Source organism: Rhizobium sp. 42MFCr.1, assembly GCF_000377185.1.
GTDB lineage: Bacteria > Pseudomonadota > Alphaproteobacteria > Rhizobiales > Rhizobiaceae > Rhizobium > Rhizobium altiplani.
Genome location: NZ_KB897897.1, coordinates 1 through 3,239, shown reverse-complemented (window position 1 = coordinate 3,239; position 3,239 = coordinate 1). Strand labels below are relative to the sequence as shown.

Here is a 3,239-nt window from a genome sequence, read left to right as displayed (position 1 = left end):
GACATGCAGGCTTGAACCTTTGCCGAACCCTTTCGGTCCAAAAGTGTTACCTATGTCTCAGGAATAAAACGTAACCTATGTGTCCAGAACGGACCGGAATTCAATGGCTGGGGCGCCAGGATTCGAACCTGGGAATGCCGGTACCAAAAACCGGTGCCTTACCGCTTGGCGACGCCCCACCAGAGCTTGAAAGCGGAGACCCGCTTGCCAAATCGACGCCTGCTTAGCAAAGCTCGCTTGACGTCACAATCATTAAGTTTCGGGCCATTGCATATTTCTGTGCGCATTTTGCGTCACCATGCTAGGTCTCGCGTCAGCCGTCCAGGACGATGGAGTAACGATGAGCCAGTACCGCGCCCGCCCGCCTGCCCTCGCAACGCTGCTGCTCGACGATGCCGTGGTTCGGATCACGCGCTGGGACTTCGAGCCGGGAGCCGATACGGGCATCCATACACATGGGATGGGCTATGTCGTCGTGCCGATGACCGATTGCCAGTTCCTGCTGGAGGAAAAGGACGGCAGCCGCAGGGTCGATATTGCCAAGGGCGCTGCCTACCGCCGCGACGCCGGAATCGAGCACAATGTCGTCAATGCCGGCGATCAGCCGATGTCCTTCATCGAGATCGAATACAAGTAAATGGCAAGTCCCGAGTTCAATTTGGCCTTCGAGCCCGCCTATGGCCAGGCCGTGCCTGTTGCCTCAGACGTGCAGCGCATTACGGTCAACAATCCGAGCGCCTTCACGTTTCACGGCACGAACAGCTACATCGTCGGGGATCGCTCCGTGGCGGTCATCGATCCTGGGCCGGAGGACGAGGCACACTTGCAGGCATTGATGGCAGCGCTCGATGGACGCGAGGTCACCCATATCTTCATCAGTCATACCCATCGCGACCACTCCCCGCTGTCTCGGCGCCTGCAGGCGGCGACCGGGGCGCGGATCGTCGCCGAGGGACCACACCGCGCTGCCCGGCCACTGCATCAGGGCGAGATCAATCCCTTCGCCGAAAGCTCGGACCTGGAATTCCGGCCCGACGTCACAATCGGCGACGGCGAGACGATCGAGGGCGACGGCTGGGGGCTGACGGGCGTGTTGACGCCCGGGCATACCGCCAATCACGCGGCCTTCGCGCTCGAGGGAACCGGGATCCTGTTTTCCGCCGATCATGTCATGGGGTGGGCTACCTCCATCGTCGCGCCGCCCGATGGCTCGATGGCCGACTACATGGCCTCCCTCGACAAGCTGATCGAGAGGCACGACCGCCTGCTGCTTCCCGGACATGGCGGCCCCGTCCGCAAGCCGATCTCTTTCATGCGAGCCCTGAAGACGCATCGGCGGATGCGCGAACGCGCCGTGCTCGGCCGCATCCGCGCTGGCGATACGAACATCCCCGACATGGTGAAGGTGATCTATCGCGAGACGGATCCGCGCCTGCATGGCGCTGCCGCGCTTTCGGTTCTTGCCCATATCGAGGATCTGGTGGAGCGGGGTGAGATCGAAACGGATGGACCGCCTGCCCTTTTCGGCTCCTACCGACCTGCAACACGGAAATAGCTTACGTCGGCGCCTGTATTTGCCGACGACAAGCCTGTCATCGTCTTCGATGGCAGATATTGAGGCGAACGAGGCTAGCTGCCAGCGATGCCGAGCAATTCGGAATCGAGCGCCTTGAGGTAGTTCTCCGCGATATCGGCGCTGAGGCCGAGATCATGGGGGCCGTAGCGCGAGGCGACCCTGACGTCGACGAAGGTGGTTTCCGCTTCCTCCCGCAAGCGGATGACGATGTCGAAACGCAGGCCGAGAACCAAGGTGCGGGTTTCGCCCTGCAGCGTTACGCCATTGGCCCGGCGAATCAGCTGCGCAACGTCGTCGTCGTAGGGCCGTGGCGTCGGGACCGGCACGGCTTCTGGCGCCTCAGCAACCGCGGCGTCATCTGGCTGCGGCTTCGCCGGTCGCTTCTCGAGATCGGGGCTTGGCTCGCTGTCACCGTCGGCGCGGGTAATGCGGATGCCATTCTCCTTGGCGACCTTCTTGACGGCTTCGAGCACGCGGTCGATAGCGCCGTCGTAGCGACGGCCTGTGAGTTCCGGGTAGGCTTCGAGCTGCTTTTCGCGGTCCTCAGGCGTGACCGCCGGCTCTCGCTTCAGCCAGATCTGATCTGCGTTCGGCGTCTTCAGCCAGTCCGGCGCCGAGACGATATCGGTTGACACGTCGTAGATCGCCGGCAGCGCGAAATAGCGTTCGGCGGCAATCCCGCCGATGGCGAGCGGAAGGGCCACATAAATCAAGGCTTTCAAGGCATCGAGCCCGCCTTCGGCACCCGTCAGCCAGAGGCTGCGCAGCCCGGCAACGGCAAGCAAGGTCCCAAGCAGCGCGAAGCCCGCGGAGACGAGCAGAACCAGCACAAGGTATGGCGTAGAAAGGCCGGCGAAGCGATGACCAACCAGAGCCGCAAGGCAGAGAACCAGGGCAAACGCTGCGAAGCGCCGCGAGAAGCGGGCAGCATTTGAAACAGGGCGGTCGAAACGGATTGCCATCAAACTTACCGGTTACTCGCAAGCGGCGCGTCCCGCATGAACGCGCAAAATCGCCCTCCACTTGTTTAGTGCAAGATTCGCCTAAATTGAAACTGTTGTGTCATTCCGATGGGCGCAATCCACGGGGAAGACGACAATGGCGTGCGTAAGCATTTTCTGATATTCCTTGATTTGCAGTTGTATGGTTTGGGTCGCAACCGACCAACAGGAGAAGGGCAATGATTGCACCGGAGCCCGCATCGGGAACCCAGTCGCCGACGCTGGGCGCAGCCGATCATGCAGATCCGCTTCTGCCGATAGAGCTTCTGGAACTGGAATTGTCGCTCGACGGATACGATGGCAAATCCGACTTCTGCGAAACCGTCCGCGTAGCATCCGCCAAGGCTGGCGGAGAATTCCTGTTTGATCTTCCCGCCGAGGGATTGATGGACGATTGCAAGCGCATTGCAGTGCTGCGCATCCCGTCCATGAGCGAACAGATGCGTGTCGTTCTTGCCGTGCTGGATCACAGCGGCACGGAAATCCGCATGGAAGCGCCGGATCCTGCGACGGCCCACCTCATCCGCTTCGCCGACGCCTTCATCAAGGTTCTTGAACGGTTCTGACCTAGCAGGCTGTTGAAAAAGGCATTGGCGCAAGGCTCCTGTCGTGATTCACTCGCTTTATTGCGATTTGGAGCTGATGGATGCGTGGCGGCGATG

At 61.1% G+C, this 3,239-nt stretch carries 4 protein-coding genes and 1 tRNA gene; 3 read left to right on the top strand and 2 right to left on the bottom strand.

Features of this window, described 5'->3' with window-relative positions; translation table 11 throughout:
• Positions 1 to 104: 104 nt before the first annotated feature.
• Positions 105 to 179, bottom strand: a tRNA-Gln gene (locus C934_RS0131425).
• 161 nt (positions 180 to 340) lie between these two features.
• Here C934_RS0131425 and C934_RS0131420 point away from each other — a divergent pair.
• Positions 341 to 637 carry a cupin domain-containing protein gene (locus C934_RS0131420; protein WP_018860464.1) on the top strand — a complete coding sequence of 99 codons (297 nt, stop codon included), beginning with the start codon at positions 341 to 343 and terminating at the stop codon, positions 635 to 637.
• Positions 638 to 1,555 (top strand): MBL fold metallo-hydrolase, encoded by a 918-nt coding sequence (locus C934_RS0131415; protein WP_018860463.1) that lies wholly within the window; start codon positions 638 to 640, stop codon positions 1,553 to 1,555.
• Between the two features lie 74 nt (positions 1,556 to 1,629).
• Here the strand turns inward: C934_RS0131415 and C934_RS0131410 are convergent, their stop codons facing one another.
• Positions 1,630 to 2,538 (bottom strand): DUF1499 domain-containing protein, encoded by a 909-nt coding sequence (locus C934_RS0131410; RefSeq protein ID WP_018860462.1) that lies wholly within the window; start codon positions 2,536 to 2,538, stop codon positions 1,630 to 1,632.
• Positions 2,539 to 2,756: 218 nt separating this feature from the next.
• Here C934_RS0131410 and C934_RS0131405 point away from each other — a divergent pair, with 218 nt between their 5' ends.
• Positions 2,757 to 3,143: a hypothetical protein gene (locus tag C934_RS0131405; protein ID WP_018860461.1), complete on the top strand. Its 387-nt coding sequence runs from the start codon at positions 2,757 to 2,759 to the stop codon at positions 3,141 to 3,143.
• Positions 3,144 to 3,239 lie beyond the last annotated feature (96 nt).